The sequence below is a fragment of the Plantactinospora alkalitolerans genome (genome assembly GCF_015690345.1).
Classification (GTDB): domain Bacteria; phylum Actinomycetota; class Actinomycetes; order Mycobacteriales; family Micromonosporaceae; genus Plantactinospora; species Plantactinospora alkalitolerans.
On record NZ_JADPUN010000426.1, the window covers coordinates 1 to 2777 of the forward strand.

General features: G+C 70.4%; 2 protein-coding genes. One reads left to right on the forward strand and one right to left on the reverse strand.

The genetic code is table 11. From position 1 onward, the window contains the following. Positions 1-466 precede the first annotated feature (466 nt). Positions 467-1633, forward strand: coding sequence for a low temperature requirement protein A (locus tag I0C86_RS41840; RefSeq protein WP_196206854.1), 1167 nt, complete (start codon positions 467-469; stop codon positions 1631-1633). A 25-nt stretch (positions 1634-1658) separates the two neighbouring features. Here the strand turns inward: I0C86_RS41840 and I0C86_RS41845 are convergent, their stop codons facing one another. After that, on the reverse strand, positions 1659-2597 hold the full coding sequence (locus I0C86_RS41845) for an SMP-30/gluconolactonase/LRE family protein (protein ID WP_323374164.1): 939 nt from the start codon (positions 2595-2597) through the stop codon (positions 1659-1661). Positions 2598-2777: the final 180 nt, after the last annotated feature.

Consider the following 2777-nt stretch of genomic DNA (forward strand, 5'->3'; position numbering starts at 1 on the left):
CTGTCGGCCAGTGCGTCGGGCTTCACGGAGAACCGGGTGCCGGTCTCGACGGCGGCGGGGGCCGGAGCCTCGGACGCGGCCGGAGCCTCGGACGCGGTGGCGGCGGCCCGGGTGGTGGTCGGTGCGGTCATGGTGGTCCTCCCTGCACCTCTCAGCGACCTGCGCCTGGTGGCGCTTCGTGGTGGTGGTCGTCCTGGTCGGCTGTGGTGGTGATCGTGGTGGCTATCCGTTCAGGCACCACCTTAGCCCGATCGTCTCGGCAAAAGCTAGCCGAACGGCTGATGGATTAAAGGGGCGAAAGCGTGGCTATCGCCACACAATCGCGACTCATCCTCAACTTTTGTCGCCACCGAATCCGAGATTTGTTGAAACGCACCGTGGGCCCGCCCGCCACGAGATGATTACCGGCTGTGAACTGGCAGCGGAACGGCGTGAACGACCGGGTACGCCCGGACGAGGACGCGGCGTGATCCGACTGCCCCGGCTGTCCGTCCGCTGGGGGCTGGAACCGTCCGCGTTGCCGAGTGAGGAGGCGCGACACGCCACCTGGCTGGAACTCTTCTTCGACCTGGTGTTCGTGCTCGCCCTCGCCGCCGTACAGAGCCGGCTCGCCGACGAGGTACCGAGCGCGGACGAGATCCTCCGGACCGCCGGACTCTTCGTCGTCGTCTGGTGGGCCTGGGTCGGGCAGGCGTTCTACGACACCCGGTTCGACCCCGACGACTTTGCCCATCGGGTCTCCGTACTCGTCGGCATGCTGGGCGCCGGGACCATGGCGGTCGGTGTCCGGGACGCCCCGGACACCCTGCTCCTGCCGGTCGGCTACCTCGTGGTCCGCGCGACGTTGCTGGCCCTCTACCTCCGGGTCCGTGGCACCAGCCCGACCGCACGCCGGCTGTCCGGCGTCTACCTCAGCGGGTTCGGCGCCGGATCGCTGGTCTGGGCCATCTCGCTCGCCGTACCGGGGCACCTACGGCCGCTGCTGTGGCTCGCCGGGCTCACCATCGAGCTACTGACACCCTGGCTCGGCAGGCGCTGGCTGAGGCAGCATCCGGTCCATCCGTTGCACCTGCCCGAACGGATCGGCCAGTTCACGATCATCCTGCTCGGAGTGAGCCTGAGCGACCTGATCGGCGCGGTGCCGACCCGGCCGTCACTCGCGGTCAGCGTGACCGCGATCACGGCGTTCGTCATCCCGGCATCGGTGTGGTGGGTCTACACCACCTACGTGACCATGGGCCTGACCACGTCCCGGCTGAGCGCCGGGTCCGGCTACGCCATGGTGCAGGGGATACTCGGCGCCGCCCTGCTGCTCCTCGGCTGGTGTCTGGGCCAGGCTGTCCGGTTGGTGGCCACCGGCACGACGGAGTTGCCGGGGATGCTGCGCTTCCTGACGGCGGTGTCGCTCGGAAGCTGGATCATCGGCGGCCTGGCCCTGCAGTGGCTCGCGATCGGCACCGTACCGCGGCCGAGGATCGTCCTGGCGCCGATCGCCATCGGGACGGTCAGCGCCGTCGTCCTCGTGTCCGAGGCGACCGTCATGATGCCACTGCTCGCCACCGCGATGGTCGGCTACGCCCTCGTGGTCAGCCGGCTCATCATCCGGTTCAATCCGGGCCGCGGCGAGGAGTAGCGGGAGCCGCTCGCGAGTCCGCCCGTCAGCCCGCGAACGGGGTGACCGGCACGCCGCTCACCCCGGGCGTGGCCCGGAACAACGCGCCGGCGGCGGGCTCCGGCTCGGACAGGCCCAACCGGGAGGTGGTGATGTAGAGGTCACGCAGGTCGGCCCCGCCGAAGGCGCAGGCGGTGACCTGGCGGACCGGAAGCGGTATCCGGACGTCGAGCCGTCCGGTCGGGGTGTAGCGCCGTACCTCGCCGCCACCCCAGAGCGCGACCCACACCCCGCCCTCGGCGTCGAGCGTCAGCCCGTCGGGGGCACCGTCCGCCGGGTCGATCCGGGCGAACGGGCGACGGCCGGTCAGCGCGGCGCTGTCCGGGTCGTAGTCGAAGACGTCGACCCGCTGGGTCGGCGTGTCGACGTAGTACGCGGACCTGCCGTCGGAAGACCAGGCGATTCCGTTGGAGATGGTGACGTCGTCGAGCACCCGCCGGGAGACGAGGTCACCGTCGAGCCGGTAGAGCTCGCCGGCACCGGGGCGCATGTCGTACGCCATCGAGCCGCAGAAGAACCGGCCGGCCGGATCGCAGCCGCCCTCGTTCATCCGCCGTCCCGGGTCGGACCAGAGTTCGGGAAGTCGGCTCGTCGGACGCAGCTCCGGGTCGGTGAGAAGGAACCCACGCTCGACCGCGACGAGGTAACCGCCGGCCGCGCGGGGCCGGACCACCGCCGCGACCGTGTCGAGATGATGCCGGACCACCTGGTCCGGGCCGGGGGTCAGGCCGAGTACGTCACCGGAGAGCATGTCCACCCAGAGCAGCCGGCCGGTCCGTGGATCCCAGACCGGTCCCTCGCCGTGTCCGCAGCACGGATCCGTCACCTGTATCGCGTCCACCGCGTCCACCATGTCGCGCTCCTCCAACGTCCGGCGGTACGCCAGCCCGCCCCGGCCGTCGAGCATCGCACGGTGCGGTCGCACCCGGGTACGACGAGAGGACGAGAGGGCCAGCCCTCCAGGGCTGGCCCTCTCGTCGTAGTGCCGGTGGTGCTTGGCGCTTATGCCGAGTAACCGCGTTCGGCGGCCCAGTTGGCGAGCGTGATGGTGCTCATCCAGTACTCGCTCTGGTTCGGGTTGGCCGGGTCGGCGATCTTCACCTTG